The organism is Algoriphagus yeomjeoni (genome assembly GCF_049821175.1).
Lineage (GTDB): Bacteria > Bacteroidota > Bacteroidia > Cytophagales > Cyclobacteriaceae > Algoriphagus > Algoriphagus yeomjeoni_A.
Window position 1 is genome coordinate 2707348 of sequence record NZ_CP187512.1, and the last position, 23550, is coordinate 2730897.

The window sequence follows — 23550 nt, forward strand, 5'->3', positions numbered from 1 at the left end:
AATACTGTTGCACAGAGAATCTCATGCTCCTTGAAAACACATTACATCAATTTGAAAAAACCTATATTGCTTTTCGCAACAAGCGATATGAGTCCATGAAATATATCTCAACCTGTCTGCTGCTTTTTCTATTGGCTAATTTTGCATCAGCACAATCAATAGGATTGCCATTTTCCAGGTACTATTCCAGCCAGGAATATCAAGGTGGTATTCAGAATTATGCTATCACGCAGAATGCAGCTGGGTTGCTTTATGTAGCAAACAACTATGGCCTGATAGAATATGATGGCACTACTTGGAGAAGGTATGCATTGCCCAGTGGAGCCAAAGTGAGACACGTGCAGGTGGATGCCAGTGGAGCCATCTATGTTTCCGGACAGGGTGATTTCGGAACCTTTCTTCCAACCGCCAGGGGACAACTTAATTTTGAGTCACTTAAAACCGAACTTCCGGATGAAATCAAAAATCTGGAAGAAGTCTGGAAAGTATATGTCACAGGAGAAAACTTATTTTTCTGCACCTACGAGCGAATCTTCGTATTTGATAAAAACCGGAAGTTTCAGTACAGCCTCGAAAGTGAGCGTAGTTTTGAAAGCTTTCATTTAAGTAACAATATCCTCTTGGTCAATGAAATCGGGGGAGGCCTTAAAAAGCTACAAGATGGAGCTCTTGTATCCTTAACCAATCAAGGATTCTTTGGGAATTTCCTGGTCACAGGGATATTACAGATGGGACTGAACAGCTACCTAGTCTTTACTCGCGATAATGGCCTTTTCACTATGAATGGAGGACTGGTTGAACCTTGGGAAAGCTTAGGTAATCTGACCATTAACGCTGCCTTGATGCTCCGAAATGGCACCATTGCTATCGCTACTCAATTGCAAGGTCTTTTGCTGGTGGATACCAATGGAAAAGTGCTCATGAAATTGAACAACGACAATGGATTGAACAACAACTCTATAGTTTCACTTTTTGAAGACCTGAGCGGCAACTTATGGTTGGGGCATAACAATGGGATTACCATGGTTCAACTTAGCCTCCCATTTACCAGAATCAATCAATTCTCCGGTTTGACTGGCACAGGATATCATGCCACTTTTTTTAACAATAAGTTCTATTATGGCACAAACAACGGGGTCTATGTACAGGAAAATGGAAATAATGGACTTTCTCAAATCTCTCTGATTAAGAATTCAACAGGACAAGCCTACCAGATTAAAGCCATTCAAAACCACCTCCTGATTGCTCATAACGATGGTGCTTTCATGATTGAAGGCAACTCCGCTAAAAGAATTGAAGGTCCAGGCGGGGTATGGAATTTTCAAACGCTCCGAGGTCGCCAGGATTTGATCCTGGTAGGTACTTATAATGGACTCCACCTTTTTCAAATCGATGGAGCTAACATTCGGTACTTAAGACAGATCAAAGGCTTCAATGAATCCAGCAGGATAATTGAACAAGATGACAAAGGCAATATCTGGGTTGCACATGGCTACAAAGGACTTTTCAGAATCGAACTCGATACCCAATTAGAATCAGCTACGGTAACCTATTTTGGGCAAGAATCCGGATTACCAACCAACATCCTGAACAATGTATGGCGGATTAATAATCGGCTTGTTTTCACTACACAGGCAGGGTTTTTCAGGTATAATGAGATTGAAAATAAGTTTGAACAGGATGATTTTTTTATTCCTTATTTTGATCCAGGATTTCTGGCCCATTACCTAGTAGAAGATCAAATGGGCAATATTTATTTTATAGGAGAGACAGAAACCGGGGTTTTGGAAAAGAAAGTGGACGGTAGTTATACCAAGCATTTTCAGGTCTTTAACAAACTTTTACCCATTCTAAATGATGACCTACAAAACATATCAACTATTCAGGGAAACGAGGTCCTTTTCGGAGCCAATGAGGGTTTTATCAGGTTTAGCCTCAATGAAAACACCTACCAGCCCTCAGCCTTCCCAACCCTGATTCGAGCAGTCTATTTAACTGGGGCTACTGATTCATTGATTTTTGGTGGAAATAAATACCCGATCAATACACGAAGCCAAAATGGCATTCTGAAGATCCCATACAAAAAAGCTAATATCCGTTTTGAAAGCAGCAACCCAGTTCCAAATAACGAGAAGGATTTGCGGTTTCAGTACTGGCTAGAGGGTTTGGAGCCGGGGTATGGGGATTGGATTGAAAAGCGGGAAAAAGCCTATACCAACCTAAGGGAAGGCAACTATACCTTCCATGCAAAAAGCAAAAATCTCTATGGAGAGATCAGTGAGGTAGCCATTTATTCCTTCGAAATTCTGCCCCCATGGTATCGCAGCAAAGTAGCTTACTTTGTGTATTTCCTGATACTTATTTTGGTCACCTATCTCATTTATAGAATTATTGAAAAGAGGTACCAAAAAAAGGAGCAATTAATCAAATCTGCCTCCACGAAGGTCATTCAGGAAAAAGACACTGAACTCAAGAATACCCAAGCCCAATTCGAAAAGCTAAAGACTGAAAAGTTAAAGCAGGAAATACAGCTGAAGGACAAGGAACTAGCTGCTGCAACCATGCATTTGATTACCAAAAATGGTTTTATAGATCATATGCGTAATAACCTCAATGCAATTACCAAAAAGAGCAAGAATCAAGATGTCAAAAATGAAATTCAGAAAGTAATTAAAAACATAGAACGAAATTTCTCCGGAGATCAGGACTGGGAGCAGTTTGAAATTCATTTTGATCAGGTGCACGGGGATTTCATGAGCAGGTTTAAGAAAGAGTATAGTAGCCTGAGTCCTCAAGAAATCAAATTGAGTGCTTACCTGAGGATGAATCTTTCTACTAAGGAAATTGCCTACCTAATGAACATTTCAATCCGTGGTGTTGAAATCGCCAGATATAGGCTTCGCAAAAAACTAAATCTTGAACGGTCTGATAATCTACAGGAATACATTCTGAAGTTTTAAGAGCTGTATTTCGGTGAAGTCACCAATACTTTTCAACGTCTATTGCTTGAAATCCTTCCTCATTAAGTCCAGCTTCCGGAGACAAAAGGACTAAAGGAACCAATGTCAAAAATGGGAGATTTTATTTGACGCACTATTTATATACTTTAGAAATAGGGAAGGTCAATCGAAAATAGAGTTTAAAAAAAGCTGCATGCAGGATCAAACTAGTGAAGCCTATTGTAAAAAATGTGAAACCAAGCTAAGCGGCAGCTATTGTTTTAACTGCGGTTCTCCAGTAACGCTAAAAAGGATCGATAGAAAATATGTTTTCAATGAGATCGGAAGTGTCCTTAACTTTGACAAGGGTATTTTATATACTATAAAAGAACTGCTTCTCAGGCCTGGAAAAACCGTACAGGAATTTATTGTTGAAGATCGAAATCGGATCGTAAAACCCATCGTTTTCATAATAGTCTGTTCTCTGATCTACACTCTTTCCCAACAGCTGTTTGAATTTGAGGATGGCTACGTTAATTATTCCACAGGAGACACCACTACCACCTCCTTGATTTTCGAGTGGGTTTCTGGCAACTATGGCTACGCCAATATCCTGATGGCACTATTTATAGGCTTTTGGATAAAGGTTTTCTTTAGAAAATACAGCTACAACTTTTTCGAAATACTCATCCTACTATGCTTCACCATGGGAATGGGAATGCTGTTTTTCGCAGTTTTTGGAGCTATCGAAAGTCTGATAAATGTGAAAATATTGGATAAAGGAGCCTTATTGAGTTTCTTTTACATTTCCTGGGCGATAGGGCAATTCTTTAATAAAAAGAAGTTATTCAACTATGTAAAAGCGTTTTTAGCCTACCTAATTGGGTTTGTCACATTCACACTAATCGTAATTCTCATCGGGTTCTTGATTGATTATTTGAAGTAAAAACCAACAATCCTTCGACTTCGCTCAGGGTGACAAACACAGTAATTTCAACTGACAACTCCTAAACCTACTCCTGCTCCGAGCTCTTCTTAGACTTTCTGTAGGTATAATTCGGATAGATAGCACGCTTGGCAAAGCGGTTGATTTTGTCGCTATTGATCATTTTTTGAAAAACTTGTGGCGTCACACCAAAGTATTCGTAGGTATTTCCATCCACAAACGTGATTTCCAATACCATACCCTTGTGATGATAATCAGCAATTCCGGCAACATTGATCATCTCTGTGTAAGCTTCTTGGTTAGCTGTATGGGTCTCTGGAGCAATACTCACCAAAAAATGATACCCATCAATAATCCTTCTACTTTGTAGCTCCGCCTCCACTTTCATCGCATCGCCATCTTGGAATTTGTCGGGATGCCACTCCTTCACCAAGTTGCGGTAAGTCTTCTTAAGAGTTGCCAAATCGATTTCTTTTTCTACTCCAAAGAGCTTCTTGTATTCGTTGATGCGTTTCATTCGTGTTTTTTCTTTGCGGCCGCAAAAGTAGGTTTTTATTTGACGGTAATTGCTACTTAGTCTTGCCTTTATATAGCAACTCCATTTTTACTACGCTAAACTTTGAATCGCACAACCCTAAAAAACTCAAACCTTAAATTCCTATATTTATTCAAATGCTCGCAAAGGCGAATAACAGATTATCAGACTTTTAACTAACAGACCATGAAAGATTTTTTCATAAGCTATACTGCCAATGATGTGCAATGGGCTACTTGGATCAGCAAAATCCTGGAAGAGGCTGGTTACACGACGGTTTTACAGGCAAAGGATTTTCGACCTGGTTCTAATTTCGGTTTTGAAATGCTCCATGCTGCGGAGTCTGATAAAATTATCGCTATTTTCTCACAGGATTATTTTGCTTCAATTTATACCATGCCTGAATGGGCAGCAGCTTTTCAAGCCGATCCAACAGGAGCAAAACGGATGATCATCCCGTTCAAGGTAAAACCATGTACTCCACCGAAAATGCTGAAATCACTTGTTTATGCAGATTTGGTAGGAAAGGATCAGGAAACTGCCAAGCAGTTGATCTTGGATGCTGTGGCCAAAGAAACCCCCTTTGATTTGAGTAAAGCCGAGTTTCCAGGAGCTGAAGCTAGTGCAAAGGAAACCCCTGCTCCCATTTCAAATAAAGCAGCCGCTGAAAGTTTGCTGGAAGTACTGGATACAGCTTGGACTACATTTCAGGCGCAGGTAAAACTTCGGAACAAACTGGCCCAAAAAGTCAAAGACCGAATTCCAGATACCAAGCGCCTACAATACGAGGAATTCTTTCATGAATATTTTGATCAGATGACGGCAAACGAACTGATCCTTCATCGTACGATTCGCGCCTATACGGCTAATGTTTTGGCAGAATACAACCAATCAGCCTTGGATCTACTCAAGCAAAACCGAGCGCTTCTTTCTGATATCCCTAGACTCAAAGAACTGAAAGCCCACTTAGAATTATGGCTGGCCAAGTTCAAAGGCATCTTTGAAAGCACTCCTTCCAGCTGCTTGGTCTACGTGGGCGTTGAAGAGAAAAAAGGCTTTCCTGTGGGGATAGAAGGAGAATTGAGAGAGTATTTAAGGTGAGATTTTGAGGCAGGAAACCTACTCCATCTCAATTTATTCAGAACGATCTTAGAACTGGGTATATCTGCGGTATAATGCTAGAAAGTTTACACTTGAATTCATTTTTGCTAAAAATGCAAATTGAAGGATGTTTTTGAAGAATTTCTCGAACTTCACCCCTTTGACCAATTCAAGAAATAGATATGCTACTTATACCTGACGAGAAAATCACTGAACTTCTAGATTACGAAAAACTGATAGAGGCACTTCGGGATATTTTCCAGTCAGATTATACTATGCCAGTACGGCATCACCATTTTTACCATACTCCAGAAGGAATTGAGAACACCTTGATTCTTATGCCTGTTTGGAACTCCGAATACCTGGGCATGAAACAAGTCACCGTCGTACCTGCGAATGCCACCCAAAATATGCCTTCCATTTTTGCTCAATACATTTTGAGTGATTCCAAAACAGGTAAACCTCTGGCTATAATGAATGCCACTGAACTCACAGCCAGAAGAACGGCATGTACTTCCGCGCTTGCTTCCGCTTATTTATCAAGAGAAGATGCAGAAAATCTATTAATTGTGGGGGGAGGATCTGTGGCAAAACACTTAGTTCAGGCGCATAGAACCATCAGGAACTTAAAAAATGTAAATGTCTGGATGAGAAATCCAGCCAAAATGGGAGAATTCGTAGCTGACCTGAAGTCCCAAGGGATTTTGGCAGAAGGAGTAACAAACTTAGAAGAAGCCTCTCGCAGGGCTGATATAATTTCTTGTGCCACTCTTTCAAAAACTGCCATTATAAAAGGCGAATGGATAAAACAAGGAACTCACTTGGACTTGATAGGATCACATAAACCAACCACCCGTGAAACTGATGATGATTCCATTCGCAAGAGTTCCATTTTCGTGGATTCACGAGCAGGCGCACTCCATGAAACCGGTGAACTTGCATTGCCTATCGCAGATGGGATTATCACCGAATCAGATATCAAAGCTGATATTGTAGAATTAGTGAAAGGCAATCACGAAGGAAGAAGCTCTCGAGAAGAGATCACACTTTTCAAGTCTGCTGGTTTGGCAATCGAAGATCTCGCCGCAGCGCTATTGGTTTTCAAAAGCTTCTAAGAATTACTTTTCAGAGGTCTGATTTTCAATGGAAACCCATCTTCCAGCGGCTTTTCAACCCTAGATTTTGGCCTAAGACTCAAGGCTTCTAAATTGGCTTAGAATTCGCTAGGAGAAATTTGCTAAAATCTATAGCTAGCCTTATCTATTCCATTCTTGAGAAAAACATGAAAACGCCTTTATTTCTCTTCCTATTTCTGGTTACAGCTGCCTATTCGCAAGCTCAGACGGAAATAACTGAACAAATCAAAACGGATCGTGACAATCAACTGAAGGAGCTCAATGAAAAGCTGAAAAAAAACGAGGAGATTGTCAACGGACTCACTGAAAAGCTCGCAGCTACTGACAACAAAACAGCTTCGGATAAGGAAAAAATTGAGGATATGGAAAAACTCCAAATCGCCCTTGATTCACGTTTGAAAATCTTGGAGGAAGCTCCTAAAACAAAGATAAATCTTAACGGACAGCTTGCTTTCACAGAATTGCTGAGCATCCAACGGGACATTCAGCCCCTTGAGTTATTTCTCTCCTCTCAGTCCTTTTTTGATCAGTTGGGAAGCATTGGCAAAATCCAACAATACAAGTCCTTTACGACTTGGAAAACTGACTTTGATAAATGGTATGAGAAAGATGGTAAGTCAGATGCGATGTCTGGATTACTCCAAAATTCTCTTTCCTTGATTTCTACTGCATCTTCAGCAGTTCCGCTTTATGGCACCATGGTAAATACTGCCATTTCTGGTGTTACCAGCCTGATTGGAACACTAGGAAAAAAAGAAAAGGATCTATATGACAAGACTCCTGAGATGCTTAGAATACTGACTATCTCTAGTCAATTTGAACAGCAAAAATCAATCATAGATCACGAATGGAATCTGATTAATCAAGAACTAGAGCAACTTCAGATGGAAAATGCGCTTTTGCTAAATGAGCAAATGAGCTACTTCGCTATTGATAAACAGCGTTTTGAAAGCAGGTATTTAAAAGCCACACTTGATTCTGAACGAGAGCAGTTCAAGAATGAATGCCGAAAATCAATTTCTGATAAAATCATGTACTTGGATAAATCTCCTGACACTAGAGGTAAATGGCTCGGTCAGGTAGAAACTTACATGTATAAGGTCCAATCTTTACGACTTAGATTTGGGCAGCTCACCACTAGAATGCTGGCTAATATTGATCAATACGACACTCTTTTGAAGAATTACTCGGACACTACCAAGTTCCCAGTAGAATTTACATCTAAAATAATGGCGATGAATAGTCCCCTAAATAACCTCAGAAATAAATTCTACTCCAGCTTCAATCCTGCCAAATACGTAGAAGACTCTGCTGTGATGTATATATAGCGGCAATAGTTTGTCACCTGTTTATGGTTGAGCAATTGACTTAAAAATGACTGGGTTTACTTCCCATAAATCTCACTCATCCTTAAACATCCAAAGTCCACCTTCCCTTTTCACCAATCCTCTTCAGAGTATCCTCAGTGATGTATTTCTTTTGGTCGATCTGCTGAGGCTGCTCTCTGCTACAGAAATAGCTGTGAATGCTCCTTCGTACGTTTTCAGTTTCATTCATGGTGCCTCCATGCCAGACATGCGAGTTGAAGATAAAAACTGAGCCTGCTGGCGCTATAATCCGGATTTCATCGGGATGTTTGTCAAGAGGATCTGCCATCACCTCATCAGGAAGAGAACTTAACTTGTGGGACTTTGGAACGATCCGCGTAGAACCATTGTGCTCGGTAAAGTCGTCAAATAGCCAAATGCTATTACAGACTTTGTACGCTCCATTGACAACCGTGTTTTTCCAATCTACATGAAGTTTCTGAAGCCCCATACCAGGTTTTGCAGCCCGATAATTAAGTGAGGATAACTTGTATTGCTGTCCTAAAACTGCCTCTATACCAGCCAGCACTCGAGGATGCGTATAAAAAATATCGAAGACAGGCCCCTTATTAACCAAATCGGCTAAGCGGTCCGCTCCTTCTTCTTTTGGGTGCCTGATATATTTGGACTCAGCTAATTCCGCTCCAGCATTTTCTCCCTCGGTCTGCATTAAATCTGCTATTCTATCATTGACTTGTTTGACCTCTTCGTCGGTCAGAAGCTGACCCAAATTAAGGTAGCCATAAGTTTCCAAAAATTCGATTTCCTGTGCCGTGAGCATAGCTGGATATTTTTTTTCTAAACTAAGAATTGGCAATCAAATCATTCCATTTTGATTGAAAAATAATGTCAGAATTGTGACAATCTTCCTTCAGTATCGATCCCTCAACAACAGCTTATCTCGTTACATTTTTCATTCCAGTCCCAAGGTAAAAACTTGGGTGAGGAGGCTGGTTGTAGCCCACATTTTGCCAAGCAATACTTAAACGATATTGAGAATCTTGCATGAGCGTAGGCATTCTAAAAGTTGTTGGAATGGTGGTTGAATAAATGCGAAGTTCAGAATTGTCTTCACTTCGTAAAATCAGTTCTTCGCGCCAGTCACCTAGAATATCACCGGATAAAGCTGGGGTAGCCTTTGTGCCATTATTTGAAGTTGCTCCTTCAGCTTCGAAAATCAGACCTTTCCCATATTTGGTAATTCTATTTCGGTCCAAGATTTCGCGAGACAAATCACCGTCCCACCATATCAGGAAGTTTTTCTCCCTAGGGGCTTCACCAATTACATTCCCTTTGATATCATATAAATTGGGGTCTCCCGACCACCACATCTGTGCTCCAACTCGGGAGGAATCAATATTGGCAGCTACTCCTCTACCCACATCTATATCCGGGGCTGCTTCAAAAAGGGCGTCACCATGTCGAGCATTGAAAAGTACCACTCCAGGTCCCTTGGTCCCATCTTCTATTTCATGAATTCCAAAAACCTCCAAATCAGGTGTGGAAGGATCCAAATCACTAACATGAAGGGCATCGCCGTGCCTGAACCCAGTCGTGTACAAACCTTCTCCGGTATCATCCACGACCATAGCTCCATACACTATTTCATCTTTCCCATCAAAATCTACATCACCTACAGAGAGTCCATGGTTACCCATGCCTGAATACGGATTCTCCCCATCTTTTGAGTCAAATACCCAACGGGCTTGAAGTTGATCATTTCTGAAATCAAAGGCAGCTAACACTGTCCGACCATAATATCCTCTTCCCATGACCAAGCTTGGGTGAATACCGTCCAAATAGGCAATACATGCCGTGAAGCGATCCGCTCGATTACCGGTATTGTCATTTCCACCATTCCCACCTATACCTCCCCAGCCAGCTAAATTCCCTCTACCTGGAATATAATCTATGGTGTGTAAGACTTTGCCTGTGCTTCCTTCGAAAACGCTTAGGTATTCCGGTCCGCTCAATATTTTTCCAAAAGTGGCGGACTTTTCATCCAAATCCCTAAAGTCTTTTGAAGGATCTCCGATTACGCTCCCGAACGCATCGGTGGTGCCATCGGCAGTTTTGCAGGCAAATTCTGCTTTACCATCTCCATCCAAGTCAAAAACCATAAACTGAGTGTAGTGAGCTCCTTCTCGGATGTTCTTACCCAAGTTAATTTCCCAAAGAAACGTACCATCTAATTTATATGCTTGAAAAATAGGTGGATCTGTGATTCCCTTTTGGGAATTATCACGACTCCGCCCGACCTGATGCACTATAATTTCATACTCACCGTCACCATCCAAATCGCCCACCGAAAGATCATTTGGCACATACCCTTCAGGATTCTTCATAGGAATAGAAAAGTAGGGTTTGGCCGGCGCTAAGGCAGCAATTGTAAAACTTCCTTTTTCAATAGAATCCTGCTTACCTTTCACTGACTTCACATACCAAGTATGCTCTTGATTTGGATCAAAGGACTCATCCTGAAACCAAGTCACTTTCTCGATAGGCGCTTCATTGATTTTCAAAACTTCGCCTTTGCCATTTTTTCGATAAAGGTTAAAGGCAATATCATCAGGGTCGTCATTAAACAATCTCCAACTAACAAACACTTTTTTTTCCGCTGTTTTTATGGCTACCAAACCACGATCTAGCTTTTCCATTTGGCGTTGAGCACTCAGGAAGGTTGGGATTATGGATAAAATCAGGACGAAAATAAAGAGTCTATTTCTCATGAGATTTGCATTAAAGGAAGACTTTCAGATGTACGATTTATACCCAAAATCAATGTTATCTCCCTAAACAAATCTATTAAAGAAAGTGAAAGGACCTCAACCGTTTAAAAAAAGCAATCCCATTCCTTTTATCCGAACCCAACTTAAGGGTATCGCATTTCGGATAAAATACCTCAAGAGGTTTAGACATTGATTCTTCCCTGATCGATAACTTCATTGGTTTGAAAACCCCAATTTTGAAAAGCGAGTAGAATACAATCCTTGAAAACATAGTAACTTCAGAAAATAAAAAAGTTAAAATCCCATTATTAATTCGTGCCGCATAACAATGAAGCCCAATATGGATCTTACTATACCTTTCTAAAAATAAAATCAACTCCATGAAAGCACTCCTTTTTTTTCTCACAATTACCAGTGTGTTTTTCAGCTGTTCAAATCCCGAATCCTACGATATCCTAATCAAAAATGGTCAAATCATCGATGGATCTGGAAACCCTGGCTATGTTGGAGATATAGGCATTCGGGCAGATACAATTGCTGCCATCGGTAATCTTCAAGATGCTATTGGCACATCAGAAATAGATGCGACCGGTTTGGTGGTAGCTCCAGGCTTTATCAATATGTTGAGCTGGGCAACGGAGTCCCTAATCGAAGATGGAAAGTCCCAAAGTGATATCCGGCAAGGCGTGACTTTGGAAGTATTTGGTGAAGGCTGGTCCATGGGCCCACTCACTGATGAGATGAAAGTGGATGAGGAAAAATCGCAGGGAGACATTAAATTCCCAATCAGCTGGACGACTCTCGGTGAATACCTTGATTTTCTTGTGGATAAAGGAGTCTCCACCAATGTGGCTTCCTTCATTGGCGCCACCACCGTTAGAATCCATGAGCTAGGATACGAAGACCGAGCTCCAACAGCGGAAGAATTGGAGTCTATGAAATCCCTGGTTAAGCAGGCTATGGAAGAAGGTGCATTGGGCGTAGGATCTTCCTTAATCTATGCTCCCGCCTTTTACGCCAGTACGGAAGAACTCATAGAACTCTGTAAAGTAGCTGCAGCTTATGATGGCATGTATATTTCACATATGAGAAGTGAAGGAGGAAGGCTATTAGAAAGCTTGGACGAACTGATCCGAATTGCTGATGAAGCAAAAATTCGGGCAGAAGTTTATCATTTGAAGGAAAGTGGACAAGCTAATTGGGGAAAATACGATGCGGTGGTTGCCAAAATAGATTCGGCAAGAGCGGCCGGATTAGAGATTACGACAGACATGTATAACTACGTAGCCGGAGCTACGGGTTTAGATGCTGCGATGCCTCCATGGGTACAAGAAGGTGGATATAACAAATGGGCTGAGCGCTTGCAGGATCCTGTAATTCGTAAACAAGTACTTCAGGAGATGAAGACTCCTACCGATGAGTGGGAAAGTCTGATGCAAGCGGTCGAAGGTCCAGACAAAATGATACTAGTTGGTTTTAAAAACGACAGCTTGAAATATCTTACTGGCAAGACGCTGGCAGAAGTGGCAGAGCTGAGACAGCTTTCTCCCGAAGAAACTGCTATGGATTTGGTGGTTCAGGATGGCAGTAGAGTTGGAACCATATATTTTCTGATGTCTGAAGAAAATGTAAAAAAACAGCTGGCGCTTCCCTACATGAGTTTTGGATCAGATGCTGGCTCCTACTCCATAGAAGGAGTATTTCTCAAGTCAAGCTACCATCCTAGAGCTTTTGGGAATTTTGCCAGAGTGCTCGGCAAATATGTTCGTGAGGAAAAGGTAATCTCTTTGGAACAAGCTATTTACAAAATGACAACTTTGCCAGCCACAAACCTGAAAATCAAAAAGCGTGGTACTTTAAAAGAAGGGTATTTTGCTGATCTGGCAATTTTTGATCCTACTCAAATTCAAGATCATGCTACCTTTGAAGAGCCTATGCAGTACGCGACTGGAATGGTTCACGTTCTTGTAAACGGAACACCCGTTCTCCAAAATGGAGAACATACAGGAGCATTTCCAGGACAAGTAGTAAAAGGTCCAGGGTTTAAAGAATAGCCCTTTCTAAACATTCATTTTGTATTACCTAATTACAAACCCAACAGAATAGATATCCGTGAGTTATTAGTAACTGAATTTGAATCACTGGTTTTGATAGACTCCATAAGAAACCTGACCCCAAACTTGTTTGCTCCAATGTTACCTCAGTGCCAATGAAAATTAAACTTTTATATCTCGTCGGGTTAATACTTTTGCTTGTAGGGGTTTTCATCGGAACCAAGAAAATATCAGATGGTATTCATGAGAAAAAACGTCAAGAAGCGATCAGACAGTTAAAGTCAACAGCCTCTCCCAATGTGGAAATTCTCTATGACAGTATCCCAGTGGCTTACCTAAATGAGAAAAGGACAATTGCCATTTATTTGCCTGAAAACTATAAATTAGATAGCGCCAGCTATTCGGTCATTTACTTTTTAGATGGACAAAGCCTATTTGACCAAAAAATCCAGGAAGGTACAGAGTGGGAGCTTGATGAAGTCATCGATAGCTTGGGGAAGCTTGGCGGTGAGCAGTCGATTGTAGTAGGTCTATATAATTCCAAAAATAGAACAGAGGAATACAAACCCCTACCCGAAATGGGCTGGTTCGCAGATAAGAGCTATAGCGGGGATAAGCATGCCGCATGGATAGTTGAAACTGTCAAGCCTTGGGTAGATACAAGATACAGAACGAAGAAAGAAGCTAGCGCTACGATCATTGGGGGAGCATCTCTTGGGGGATTGATGTCTTATTATATGCTGATGAAGTACCCGGAAGTTTTTGGAGGAGCTATTGTGTTCTCCCCATCATTTTGGATCAACGATGAGGTATATAAATGGCATGAAACCAATGAGCAAGTATTCAATCAAAAAATCTACTTCAATGGGGGCAACCTAGAGCGGGCTATGTTGCAAAATGTGGAAAAAATGCAGAATATTCTCCTTAACCACGGAGTACCCAAAGAGAATATAAAGGTGGATGTGGAAGACGGATTTGGTCATTCCAATTCGGTTTGGAAAAATGGTTTTAAAAAAGCGTATCCCTGGGTTTTGGGGCGAGAGTAAAAAGGCAACTGGCACAAAAATATTTTTTATTCAATAAATTGAATTCTTTAGAGTATCCACCTTAGTTAGTATTTGTAGAAAAGAAGACAAGCTGAGTCCGTCAACCTGGACTTTCATCTGCAATTTTCTTTTTAATAAAAGTTTAAGTTGAGTGTAATAATTTTTGATTGAAGCCACTAACCAAATAAAACGATTTGAGTCAGGACTTTTACAATACTTCTATAACACCCTTTTCGGGAATAATCATTAAGCTTTGCCGGGCCTATACAAGTTCGCAGGAGGATTTCGAAGATTATTATCAAGAGGTCTGCTTACAGATTTGGAGAAGTAAGGATAATTTCAGAGCTGAATCAGAATGGAGTACTTGGGTCTACCGGATTTCTCTAAACGTCTGCCTGACCTTACTAAAGAAAAAGAAAAACAACACGCAGCATTTCGTGTCAGATTCCATGCCTTATCTGGATACAGTTGACAATCATGCATTTTCAGACGAATCATTGAATCTCCTATACGATGCTATTCGACAACTTTCAGAAATAGATAGAGCGATCATCATGCTTTATTTAGAGGAAAAATCATACAAGGAAATCGCTGACATCATTGGCACAAATTATAATAACATTGGAGTCCGTGTTCAAAGAATTAAATCAAGACTAAAGAAATTATTAGATGGAAAGATCAATTGAAAACATATGGAAAGAGGGTTTTCTGAAAAGTGACGCATTAATTGCGCCTAAAATCAATGACCTCTACGCTCAAAAATCCATTCATATCATCGATAAGTTCACTAGAATGTTCCGGATAAACCTGAAGGCAATTGTTGTGTTTTCATTTGTCTTTCTGTTAATATCCTACCTAGTTGGTATCCCAATCATGGGCATTATATTTTTCGTAACGCTGATGGTATTGGTGGCCATCAACAGAAGTCTATTGAAGAGTCTAGAGACAATCGATAAAGGTGAAAACAGCTACGAATACCTTAAAAAATTTAATCACTGGATAAATAAACAGGTTGAAATCAACAAGCGAATAGCGATGTTCTTATATCCAATTTCTTTCATGTCCATTATTTTGGGTTTATGGTTTAAGGATGCAGAAGGAATGTTCCTTGGAGAAAGACTGGTAAATAAGATCATGATACAGTTTCCTGAAATAGATTTACTATTCGGAATCCCAACCCTAGGGATTGCGATTGTACTTTTGATTTTAGGATTGTTAGCATTTTTTTCGGGTAGAATCTATATGTGGGATTTAAATCTTGTCTATGGAAGAGTCTTCAATAAAATGAAAGAATTAATGAGCGACCTGGAAACATTGAACAACTAACACTTAAAAATCAAATAGTTACATCCTAGTTTTAAAAAAATATCTTTCCTATGTAATATTTACTGATTTCTGCCACTAATCAAGAAAACAATAAATAGTATGAAAATTCAAGAAGCTTACGACATTGTTGAACGTTTACAAAACAAGAGTTCATCGAAGTCCCAAATCAAAATCTACACGAGTTTCCTTCAAATCCTCGAGAAGCTAAAAGGAAGAGATTTTTCGACAGAAGAGATTCAAGCCATTGAAACTAAGTTGGATAATTTGACTTTGACTTCACCCCTTGCTGATAACAAAAAACACTTCGGCAAAATCATCAAAGATTTTAAAGAATACTTGAAGGAAAACCATTCTCTCATCACGGCAGGATATTATTCATCTTTAGGCGTATCCATGGGAGGCGCATTTGGAGTGGTGTTAGGAGTTCTTTTTGGCGAGCGCTTTGAAAGATCCTCAGGGATTGCGCTGGGCGTGAGTATCGGGATGCTAATAGGTCTATTTATTGGCCGCCATATGGACTCTGTAGCAGTAGCTGAAGGTAAAGTTCTTTAAATAAAAGTGTCTTGGGATAGTAGAGTTAAGGTTTTAAGCTGATTAAAATATTCGCTGTTTATCTCCTCAATTCTACATTCCAACAAAGTAATTCCGCTCATGGAGGTCTCCTTGGCATGCTTTATCTGAACCCTAAAGGGCATATATAGGTTTGATAACTGATAGGCATATCTACATTGATATCAGGTTTAGTTAAACCATTTATTCAGTTATCACCTTAACTTTCCTATAAAGTATTTCACCTTACGATTTGAGAAAACTATTCATACCAACTATTGCTACTTTGATATTCATAGGCGGACTTATTTCGCTTCTGCTTCCCTTCGTACCCTTGGGTTGGTTGCTCATAGCACTTTCTTCCTTGCTTTTGGCACCTTATTTTAAGCTGATGCGGAAGTTCATTGGATGGCTTGCTAAAATTGACAAAACGGGATTCGTAGAAAAAGCTGGACTAAAAGCTTCAAAACTATACGAATGGGCAGGAGAAAATCAGAGAGCTAAAAAATTGGAAACAATCATTGATGAAAATACCAGTGATAAAAATAGGAGTGCAGATTAAGAACTACTCTCCTATTTACTATTTTTATCACGCTCCTCATTATCTACCGTTTCTTCCTGAACATCATTTTTTAGATTGTTTTTCCGTTCAATTTCATTGAATTCTTCGGACTTGGGAGGCCTCGTATCTCCAGTCTGTCCTGGAGTTTTTCGGGTAGTCCTTTTATCTACATCATGCTTCTTTTTACTCAGTAGAAATGCCGGAAATAATCCTGTTGGTTGGTTGTTAATGAAAAGCATATTTGTAGATGTTAAATGGTTAGTAGAAATGGAAAGGGATTATGCCTGAAGGAGGCGACATGGCTAAATAGCTTACATTCCTTCTATCTCTTCTATAGGTACCCGCTTAATAAAATCATCGTAATATTGATTGTCCATGTCTGAATAAGTACCATACGCATTAAGTAAAAAACCTTTTTCTTCAGCGCTATGTAATAAATATATCACAGCCATATCTGATGGGTCAGATTCTCCCTCGAACCTATATACCTTCACAATCTTTAATTGCTCGGGTTGATAGATTTTGTCAGAACCGTCAAATGAACCTCCCGCACGTTTGACAGTTAATTCTTTTCCGTAGCCTTTGGCTGGCAGCTGATTTAATACTTGTGAGTAAGTGGTCATTGATTTGGAAGTGCTCATAAAGTTTGATGTTTGGTGAAAAAACGGAATATCTATTTCAATTCTATCATACAAGACAGGTTCCATCGATGATTCTATTTCTTTAAAAGTTATAAAAATTTAAAAACCCTTTCAAAAACAATATAGGGGAAGTATTCTGGAATTTTTGAATAGCCCGGCAGGCAACCGAAGGATTAGTAGATAGCGGCTGATCTACCCCAAAATGGGGACTTTAGAGAACGTTCTTTTCAGATAAAAGAACCCTCTTCCCAATCATTGAAATTAAGTGCTGAGACAAAAAAAAGGCCTTGATCTGCACCCAATCAGATCAAGGCCTCAGTATTTCGCTTACCCTCCAGATTAATTTCCCAGGCTAGCTATAAAATTATCGACCACCATACTCAAATACTCGTTCAGTGCCGCTTGAGTTTTAGCCTTATAAGCACCTGGATCAGCTTTCACCTGATGTGATACTTCCAGCTCTTTATCATTCGTGTAGGCAACACCCGCAAATGTGGTATTAAAACTCATATCAGGTGCTACATACTCCTTAAACTTCTTTTCTTCCATCACCCCAGGGATTTCAATCTTACCTTTAGGGCTATAGGATAAAATAGTGTTGGCTCCAGAACCATTCATTCCACCTTTCCACACCACCCGGGCAGCAACTCTAGAGGTTTCAATTTTACCTCCTAAAAACCCTTCTGCTGATTTGGCTATTGCCACTTCTGGGATTTGATATTCTACCACGCCTTTCATCTTGGTAGCATCTGTTACATAAGAACTATTTCCCTCAATGGTCACAAACTGAAAGCTGATATTTGCTTCGAATACTGGAATATCTCCCAAATCTTTAGATAGAGCGGGTGTCGTATCCACGATAAAAGAGCCTTTGGTTTTCCCTTTACTATCCATTTTTTTGTAAAAAAAGTCAAACCCAGTTGGCACTGTGCTTACATAACCTAGGAGTTGAGCTTTGGAAGGATTCCCTCCTTGGGCTTTTGTCCAATTACTATAAAAATCAGTCTTTTCAGCCTCAGAAGAACTGACAATCTCGATTCCGGCATCAGTTAATTTTTTCACCACCATTGCATAAGCATTATCAGTAATTTCTTGCATGATATCTACATCAATTCCAACCATACCCACAGCCATTTCAGCTCTGGTTTTGCCACCTGAACTTGATTCGGAACTTGCAGCGATTAATTGGTAATTGATATTAAATTGATTCAGATAAATCTTCTTGGGAGCATCCTTCAATTTCTTTTCTCCATAGCTATTATCGCTAAGGTTTTTGCTAGTCACTAGCTGCCCATTTGCTATGGTGCAGACAAAAAAGGCAAAGATTAATAAAGTGTTTTTCATAGTTCAAGAATTTTATATTCTAATTGATACAAATAACTGAATTAAAAGCACTTGCTTCAATAAGGTTGATTAGGTATTTTGCCATACCTAATGGTAGGTATATAAGCTTAAACCAGCTGTCTTGAGACCACTTTGTATTTTTATTCTTTGTCTATATAGTTTTGTTTCCCACGGACAAACAGAACTGATTGACAGCCTTCAAAACATTTTAAATAATCAACCAGATGATTCGACCAAAGCTTCTGTATTAGGAGATCTCTGCTGGCATCTGAAGTATTCAGATCCGCCAAAAGCGTTGGAATATGGGTACGAGTCTATTTCCATCGCTAAGAAGAATGGGTACCAAGCCTTACAAGCGTATGCTTCTAATAATGTTGGCGTAGTTTTTTGGGCAAAATCAGATTATGATTCAGCAGCATATTACCTAGACGAAACCCGCGAATTATACACTTCATTAAATAATGAACGGGGTGTTGCAGTCACGTCAGTGAATTTAGGATTGATCCTGCAAAACAAAGGAGACTATGACGCCTCCCTGGAATATCAATTGGAGGCACTTCGAATTATCAATAGCTTGGAAGATCAGGGTATGAAAGGAAGTATACTGACCAATATTGGTAATGTGCATTTCCTAAATGAAAAGTTTGACAAAGCAAAAACCTATTATTTCGAGGCGCTTGAGTTCAAAAAATCCTTGCCAGAAGACCAATTCAGACAAAACCTTCAAAAAACCTTATTGAACATTGGAAATGTGTATGATCGCCTAGCTAATCAGGATTCCGCTATTTATTACTTTCAGGAGGCACTGCCATATGCACTTGATGCCAACGACACAAAAAGCCAAGCACTCATTTACACAGATCTAGGCCATGCATTCTCGGAAAAGGGAGATATCAATCTTGCCAACAGCTATTTTGAAAAAGCTATGGCTGTCTATTCCACTGGGAGCTATGAGAATGACTATGATTACTCTATCCTCCTTTATTCATTGGCTCAAAATGAACTCAAACGAAAAAACATCCCTGTAGCGATTAAATTCGCTGAGCAGAGTATAGAACTCTCCAAAAAATTGGACAACCTTAACCGCCTTAAGGATGGCTATGGCCTATTGGCAGAGGTTTATGAGGCGAATAATCAATTTGGAAAGGCACTGATAGCACACAAGTTTCAAAAAGTATATGCGGATAGTTTGCTGAACATTGAGACGAATAAGGAAATCGCAGAGCTGGAAACCAAATACGAAACAGAAAGGAAAGACCAGCAAATCATTTTATTAGATCAAGAAAACAGTATTCAACAAGCGACCAATCAGCGAAATAGTACCATAATTATAGCGCTGATCCTGGTGCTATTGCTGATATTACTGGTGTTTTACCTTTGGAGAAAACAAGCAAATATCAATCAGCAGAAGGTGCTGAGCGAGCAAAAATCCAGACTTCGGGAGGCTCAAATTCAAGCAGTTATCTCCAGTGAGGAAAAAGAAAGAAAGCGTTTTGCATCTGACCTTCACGACAGCATGGGGCAATTAGTGAGTGCTTTGACGATGAATATCCAAGGCTTGAAGAATACTAGTAATGACCCTCTGGTCCGAAACGAGATAGTCGATAATTCTACAGTTTTGCTAAATGACATTCAGCGTGAGATACGAAATATCGCCTTTAACCTAATGCCTCAAGTCCTTACAAATGAAGGCCTGATTCCAGCATTGCAGGAATTAATTGCCAGGATTAACAAGTCAAATCAAGTAATTGCAAAAGTTCAGGTATTTGGAATAGAGGAGCGATTAAATGAGGTTTTTGAAATCTCTCTCTACAGAATTTTGCAGGAATGGATATCGAATGTGCTGAAGTACGCCGAAGCAACGGAGCTATTGATTCAGTTTACCGCACATGAGGAAGAGGTAATTATCACGGTGGAGGATAATGGAAATGGATTTGATTTAAAAACCTTTGAAAACAGCAGGGGAAATGGCTGGAGAAATATCAATACCAGATTGAATCTCATCAAAGGATCTATGGATATCGATACCAAGCAAGGACGAAAAAACACCATGCTTACTATTACTATCGATAAGTATCTTGCTTTCAAAAGGACTGAGGCAGAGATGAATACCTAGTCGTAGGTATTGAAATAAACAGTAAACGCAGCGTACTTTGTAATAAAAAATGCTGAGTTTATTTAAAAGTAGGACTGAAAAACTGACGATGAAAAAGTACCGAATACTTTTAATAGATGATCATAAGATATTGCTTGAAGGCACCCAAAGTCTTCTGAGTGGCTTGGATGACTATGAGGTTTCGGCAACTGCCTCCAGTGGCCAAAAAGCTATTGAACTTCTAAAAACACAAGATTTCGAAATACTCGTTACGGATTATGAATTGCCCGATTTTTCAGGTTTGGAAATCATCAGAATAGCTCATTCGATTAATCCAGACATCAAAGTTATCGTACTTAGCATGCATGATGACCCTTCGGTAGTGAAGGAACTTCTAAAAGAAAACATTGATAGTTTTGTATTGAAGAATGATGCTCATTCTTCTTTAATGCAAGCTTTGGATAAAGTCACTTCCGGTAAAAAATATTTCAGTGACGAAATCTCAGAGATACTGGTCAGACAGCTTAACAACCCTCCGGAAAAAAGTGACCTTTCACCTCGGGAAACAGAAATCATTAAACTCATAGCAAGGGATTTCTCCACCAAGCAGATTGCCGAAGTACTTTTTATAAGCGAGAAAACAGTAGAAACTCACCGTAAAAATATCCTCCGAAAAATTGATTGCTCGACTTTGGTTGGCTTGGTCAATTATGCACACGCTCATAATCTAGCGTAGGTTTTTTACCCGCTTTCTTACTTGAAGTTTTAAGGATACTTTATATCATGATTTCTAAGAACGTATTTTATCTTTCACTTTTCCCTATTGATCTCCTTTTCTTTGGACTTACCTCCTGTCAGCATAAAGTACCAAAAAACAGAATAATAGTCTCTACAGATATTGGAGGAAGTGACCCAGATGATTACCAATCACTCGTTCATCTTTTCCTATATGCAGACACCTTGGAGATAGTGGGTATAGTTTCGTCTCCTCCTTATGAAGGGAGAAAAGAGCATATTTTAGAAGTAATTGATGCCTATAAAAAAGATTATCCAAAGCTCATAGCTCACTCAAAAGAGTATCCTTCTCCTAAGCAGCTTAGGTCAGTTTCAGCTCAGGGAGCGATTGAACCACAGGAAGGCCCATCACCTACTTCTGATATCTCTGAGGGTGCAAAGTTGATTGTAGAGGAGGCAAAAAAGAAAGATTCAAGACCACTTTACGTGCTTGTTTGGGGGTCATTGACAGATGTTGCTCAGGCGCTACATTTTTCTCCTGAAATCAAGGATAAAATACGGGTTTACGCGATTGGATCATGGAATACTGTGCAGGATACCAACGCAAGAAATTACATATTCGAGCAACACCCAGATTTATGGTTCATAGAAAACAATACCACATTCAGAGGAATGTATATGGGTGGATATCAAGAGGACGATTATGGGAATGAAACCTTTGTAAGTGCACATATCAAAGACCATGGTACTTTAGGAGATCTTTTTTACGGAAAGAAAAAAGACATCAAGATGGGTGACACACCTTCTGTTTTATATATGCTACATGGAGATCCTTCAGATCCGGAAAGTTCAAGCTGGGGAGGTCAGTTCATTAAAACTGAGCATGGCCCAAATTATTGGACAGACATGCCTGATCCTTCCTTGGTAGAAAACAAGCGGAATGGCGCCAAAACCGTCAATAAATGGCGAAAAGAATTTCTTACAGACTGGAAGAATAGAATGGATATTTTGAAATAGCTCAGCGATTAAGCCGCCGCATTTTCCTTCTCAGTAATCTTATCTACCACCAAGGCAATTGCTCCATCGCCAGTAACATTACACGCAGTGCCAAAGCTGTCCATTGCAATGTAAAGTGCAATCATCAAACCGATCATTTCCTCACTGAATCCAAGCATAGATTGCAGAATTGCAATTGCTGCCATAATCGCTCCGCCAGGAACTCCAGGAGCAGCAACCATGGCTATACCTAACATGAAAATAAAGCCAGCGAACATCCCAAAATCAAAAGGAACTCCCTCCAAAATCATCAAAGCCATGGCACAGGCAGTGATTTTCATGATACTTCCGGAAAGGTGTATGGTCGCGCAAAGGGGAATTACAAAACCAGCGATCTTCGGAGAAACTCCATTTTTTTCTGCTTGTTCCAGGGTGACCGGAATCGTAGCAGCAGAGGACTGCGTTCCCAAAGCCGTGAAATAAGCCGGCATCATCGTAGCCAGTAACTTGAACGGGTTTTTCTTAACGATTGCTCCTGTTATCACATATTGAAGCAAAAGCAGGAAAATATGCATAGCGAAGATTACTCCGATAATATTTAAGAATACGGATAGTATGGAATATACCTGCCCACTATAGGCCATATTGGCAAAAATACCCAGGATGAAAATAGGCAAGAGTGGAATGATTACGTTCTCGATCACCTGCATGATGATCGTTTCAAAATCCTTCACCACGTTTTTCAACGTGGAATTCTCTTGGTACGAAAGCCCCAAACCAATCACAAATGCCAGCACCAAAGCAGACATTACATCAATCACAGCGGGAATGGTAATACTGAAATAAGGCACCAAATCCTCCCCTCCATCAGACACCTCAGCCACCTCATTCACATGTGAAGCGAGAAGTGATGGAAATATAGTAGAAGAAGTGAAATAGCTCATAAAGCCTGAGAAAAGCGTAGACCCATAGGCAATAGCTGCGGTGATCAGCAGTAATCTCCCGGCTCCCTTACCCAAATCAGAAATCGCCGGCATGATCAATCCAAGAATAATCAATGGGATGGCAAAATTCAGAAATTGCCCAAAGAAGGCATTGAACGTAGCGAAAATTCGATTGATGGATTCTGGCAGATACAGACCAAAAACTATCCCTAGCACAATAGCGATGAATACTTTGAAGAGGAGATTGGAGAATATTTGCTTCATTGATGATTGGAATTCTTTAGGGAAAGGAAAACAGCCTATTTTTTTGAATCGCTAAGATATAAGAATAGGATTTTAGAATTGAACCGATTAAAATTTATTCAAAAGCCAAGATTCAAGACACATAAATGTTTAACATAATACAGTGCCAGCAAATTTTTAACCTTTTCTCTTTCAAATTGCTCAGCACCAGGACTGTCAAATCAATTTCATTTAACATATTGAGAGAACAATAATCCCCAAA

The 23550-nt window shown here is 39.9% G+C and carries 21 protein-coding genes; 14 read left to right on the forward strand and 7 right to left on the reverse strand.

Annotated features, from left to right (window positions below):
* The first annotated feature begins 95 nt into the window (after positions 1–95).
* Both ACPUEN_RS10675 and ACPUEN_RS10680 read left to right on the forward strand, forming a co-directional pair.
* Complete coding sequence (locus ACPUEN_RS10675; protein ID WP_425635873.1) at positions 96–2960, forward strand: triple tyrosine motif-containing protein; 2865 nt, start codon at positions 96–98, stop codon at positions 2958–2960.
* A 193-nt stretch (positions 2961–3153) separates the two neighbouring features.
* A complete protein-coding gene (locus ACPUEN_RS10680) occupies positions 3154–3885 on the forward strand; it encodes a DUF3667 domain-containing protein (RefSeq protein ID WP_425635874.1) in 732 nt (243 codons plus the stop codon).
* Between the two features lie 67 nt (positions 3886–3952).
* On the opposite strand, the gene ACPUEN_RS10685 is transcribed toward ACPUEN_RS10680, so the two are convergent.
* Positions 3953–4402: a KTSC domain-containing protein gene (locus ACPUEN_RS10685; protein ID WP_425635875.1), complete on the reverse strand. Its 450-nt coding sequence runs from the start codon at positions 4400–4402 to the stop codon at positions 3953–3955.
* Between the two features lie 204 nt (positions 4403–4606).
* Here ACPUEN_RS10685 and ACPUEN_RS10690 point away from each other — a divergent pair, with 204 nt between their 5' ends.
* The 3 genes from ACPUEN_RS10690 to ACPUEN_RS10700 all read left to right on the forward strand — a co-directional run bounded on the left by ACPUEN_RS10690 (position 4607) and on the right by ACPUEN_RS10700 (position 7985).
* Entirely contained in the window at positions 4607–5521 is a 915-nt protein-coding gene (locus tag ACPUEN_RS10690; RefSeq protein WP_425635876.1) for a toll/interleukin-1 receptor domain-containing protein, read from the forward strand.
* 182 nt (positions 5522–5703) lie between these two features.
* Entirely contained in the window at positions 5704–6636 is a 933-nt protein-coding gene (locus ACPUEN_RS10695; protein WP_425635877.1) for an ornithine cyclodeaminase family protein, read from the forward strand.
* 167 nt (positions 6637–6803) lie between these two features.
* Entirely contained in the window at positions 6804–7985 is a 1182-nt protein-coding gene (locus ACPUEN_RS10700; RefSeq protein ID WP_425635878.1) for a hypothetical protein, read from the forward strand.
* Between the two features lie 82 nt (positions 7986–8067).
* Here the strand turns inward: ACPUEN_RS10700 and ACPUEN_RS10705 are convergent, their stop codons facing one another.
* Positions 8068–8805 (reverse strand): phytanoyl-CoA dioxygenase family protein, encoded by a 738-nt coding sequence (locus ACPUEN_RS10705; RefSeq protein WP_425635879.1) that lies wholly within the window; start codon positions 8803–8805, stop codon positions 8068–8070.
* 115 nt (positions 8806–8920) lie between these two features.
* The gene (locus ACPUEN_RS10710) at positions 8921–10753 is read right to left on the reverse strand and encodes a rhamnogalacturonan lyase (RefSeq protein WP_425635880.1); all 1833 of its coding nucleotides are present in this window, start codon (positions 10751–10753) and stop codon (positions 8921–8923) included.
* Between the two features lie 380 nt (positions 10754–11133).
* On the opposite strand from ACPUEN_RS10710, the gene ACPUEN_RS10715 reads away from it, so the two are divergent.
* From ACPUEN_RS10715 to ACPUEN_RS10740, 6 genes are all read left to right on the forward strand, one after another.
* Entirely contained in the window at positions 11134–12807 is a 1674-nt protein-coding gene (locus ACPUEN_RS10715) for an N-acyl-D-amino-acid deacylase family protein (protein WP_425635881.1), read from the forward strand.
* 155 nt (positions 12808–12962) lie between these two features.
* Positions 12963–13853, forward strand: coding sequence for an alpha/beta hydrolase (locus tag ACPUEN_RS10720; RefSeq protein ID WP_425635882.1), 891 nt, complete (start codon positions 12963–12965; stop codon positions 13851–13853).
* A 194-nt stretch (positions 13854–14047) separates the two neighbouring features.
* Entirely contained in the window at positions 14048–14539 is a 492-nt protein-coding gene (locus ACPUEN_RS10725) for an RNA polymerase sigma factor (RefSeq protein ID WP_111610808.1), read from the forward strand.
* Positions 14523–15179 carry a hypothetical protein gene (locus ACPUEN_RS10730; protein WP_425635883.1) on the forward strand — a complete coding sequence of 219 codons (657 nt, stop codon included), beginning with the start codon at positions 14523–14525 and terminating at the stop codon, positions 15177–15179. Before ACPUEN_RS10725 ends, ACPUEN_RS10730 begins: the two co-directional genes overlap by 17 nt.
* A 99-nt stretch (positions 15180–15278) precedes the next feature.
* A complete protein-coding gene (locus tag ACPUEN_RS10735) occupies positions 15279–15731 on the forward strand; it encodes a hypothetical protein (protein WP_425635884.1) in 453 nt (150 codons plus the stop codon).
* Positions 15732–15981: 250 nt separating this feature from the next.
* Positions 15982–16290 carry a hypothetical protein gene (locus ACPUEN_RS10740; protein WP_111610805.1) on the forward strand — a complete coding sequence of 103 codons (309 nt, stop codon included), beginning with the start codon at positions 15982–15984 and terminating at the stop codon, positions 16288–16290.
* A gap of 11 nt (positions 16291–16301) precedes the next feature.
* Here ACPUEN_RS10740 and ACPUEN_RS10745 read toward each other — a convergent pair whose 3' ends face one another.
* The 3 genes from ACPUEN_RS10745 to ACPUEN_RS10755 all read right to left on the reverse strand — a co-directional run bounded on the left by ACPUEN_RS10745 (position 16302) and on the right by ACPUEN_RS10755 (position 18275).
* A complete protein-coding gene (locus tag ACPUEN_RS10745) occupies positions 16302–16529 on the reverse strand; it encodes a hypothetical protein (RefSeq protein ID WP_425635885.1) in 228 nt (75 codons plus the stop codon).
* A gap of 72 nt (positions 16530–16601) precedes the next feature.
* Positions 16602–16931: a hypothetical protein gene (locus ACPUEN_RS10750; RefSeq protein ID WP_111610803.1), complete on the reverse strand. Its 330-nt coding sequence runs from the start codon at positions 16929–16931 to the stop codon at positions 16602–16604.
* Between the two features lie 339 nt (positions 16932–17270).
* Entirely contained in the window at positions 17271–18275 is a 1005-nt protein-coding gene (locus ACPUEN_RS10755) for a hypothetical protein (RefSeq protein WP_425635886.1), read from the reverse strand.
* 121 nt (positions 18276–18396) lie between these two features.
* Between ACPUEN_RS10755 and ACPUEN_RS10760 the strand changes: the two genes are divergently transcribed.
* From ACPUEN_RS10760 to ACPUEN_RS10770, 3 genes are all read left to right on the forward strand, one after another.
* On the forward strand, positions 18397–20391 hold the full coding sequence (locus ACPUEN_RS10760; RefSeq protein WP_425635887.1) for a tetratricopeptide repeat-containing sensor histidine kinase: 1995 nt from the start codon (positions 18397–18399) through the stop codon (positions 20389–20391).
* 88 nt (positions 20392–20479) lie between these two features.
* Positions 20480–21106, forward strand: a complete 627-nt coding sequence (locus ACPUEN_RS10765; RefSeq protein WP_425635888.1) for a response regulator — start codon at positions 20480–20482, stop codon at positions 21104–21106.
* A gap of 47 nt (positions 21107–21153) precedes the next feature.
* On the forward strand, positions 21154–22122 hold the full coding sequence (locus tag ACPUEN_RS10770) for a DUF1593 domain-containing protein (protein WP_425635889.1): 969 nt from the start codon (positions 21154–21156) through the stop codon (positions 22120–22122).
* A gap of 8 nt (positions 22123–22130) precedes the next feature.
* Here the strand turns inward: ACPUEN_RS10770 and ACPUEN_RS10775 are convergent, their stop codons facing one another.
* Complete coding sequence (locus tag ACPUEN_RS10775; protein ID WP_425635890.1) at positions 22131–23309, reverse strand: dicarboxylate/amino acid:cation symporter; 1179 nt, start codon at positions 23307–23309, stop codon at positions 22131–22133.
* Positions 23310–23550: the final 241 nt, after the last annotated feature.